Origin of the sequence: Arcobacter sp. F2176, from assembly GCF_004116465.1 — a bacterium.
Taxonomy (GTDB): Bacteria; Campylobacterota; Campylobacteria; order Campylobacterales; family Arcobacteraceae; genus Arcobacter; species Arcobacter siniprincipis.
Genome location: NZ_PDJV01000048.1, coordinates 1 through 1,538, shown reverse-complemented (window position 1 = coordinate 1,538; position 1,538 = coordinate 1). Strand labels below are relative to the sequence as shown.

The window sequence follows — 1,538 nt, the reverse complement described above, 5'->3', positions numbered from 1 at the left end:
TAAAAAACACTTTTTTTCTTCCTCTTGGAAAAATTAGCTGATTTAATACCTTTAGTATTTTTACCTTCCAAAGGAGATGGTCTTTTAAATTTTCTATTAGGTCTTATTTGAACAGTACTTGTTAAAAATAATTTTGACATCTCATCAAATATCACTTCTATATCTTTATTGCTATAAAACAGTTCAAAGCAGTAATTCTTAATAGTATTAAAAGAAACAGATTTATTTATTTTTTGTTTAAATTTGGTGTTGGTTTTATTTGTCAATTCTTCACTTGAACTTTGAACTACAATTGTCTCTAGGTTACTTATAAATATTGTTGCATAAAAATCTTGCTTAATTGCTAAAGCTGACAAACCAGTAAAGTTTTCTAACGATAATCTATTTTTTATAATCTCATAAAATGTCTCTATTTTCCATCTTTTAAAGTATAACTCTTTAAAATCTTTGGTTTCTAAAACCTCATTGTCTAGTACAGATGTGGCTAATACTTCAACTTCTCCATCCTCTAAGATAACTTGTACAAATCTGACTTTAACCTCTAAAGGAAGGTTTTGTTCTATTATTTCATTTGTGAGTTTTTTTGTTGTTGGTTTTAAAGTAATAATAGTATCTTTGAGTTCACTATTTTTATCAAATAAAAATTGAATATCTTTATAACAACTCTTTTTCATCCTGATTAAAAAATCAGCTTTATACTGTGTTATAATTGTTGTAAATAATTCATAAGATGGATAACCTCTATCCATAATCACCAAATCATTTTTATTTAATTTTTTAAAATGATTATCTTTTGCAATTGTTATTTCACCTATTTTAGAATTTGTAATTATTGAATCAAGGGTTATATTGTTTAAAACATCATATAAAACAGAAACTCTAGCTTGTACTATTGTTTTAGATTTATCTTCATATTGATTAACAACATTAGTAGTACAAAATTCTTGTTTTATATCATCATTATTTGGCAAAGTTACCATGCTTCCATCAATAGCTAATAATCTATACCCTTTATATGTTTTATAATCATAATCTCTATACATCATGTCACTTGCATCATTTGCAAGTTCTTCAAATGCAGTGTAATTTAATTTATCTCTTGCTTGGGAATAAGCACTTTTAGAAATAGTTTCTAAATCTTCATCTAATAAAGTACTTAAATATTTTTGTGTTTCATTTAATACGTTTTGTATTGATTTAACACTTTTTCTGACAACTGTTAATAATACTTTTGAAAAGGGTAATTTTCTATTTCTTGTAAAATCTTCTTTATTCATTTTATTCTCACTTTTAAACTTATTTGACAATATTTTATCTTTAAAAAACTCTAAATTCAATATTGTTTTTTTTAAGTTTTTTTGACATAATTAACCTTTTAATAATATTTATTATTATATCTAAAAAGTAGTTTACAACCCCTTTATAAAGGGGTTGTATGGAGTTATTTTTGTAATTTAGTAGGTGTTTATTTAGTGATATTTTAGATAAAAATTATTAGAGGTTCTAAGGGTGTTTTTTCTTAACTTAACGGCATTGGG

The 1,538-nt window shown here is 24.3% G+C and carries 1 protein-coding gene; it reads right to left on the bottom strand.

Translation table 11 applies throughout. The annotated features are described in order from the left end of the window. A partial coding sequence (locus CRU95_RS16075) for an IS4 family transposase (RefSeq protein WP_129102120.1) occupies positions 1–1,277 on the bottom strand: 1,277 nt, incomplete at its 3' end. Between the last annotated feature and the right edge of the window lie 261 nt (positions 1,278–1,538).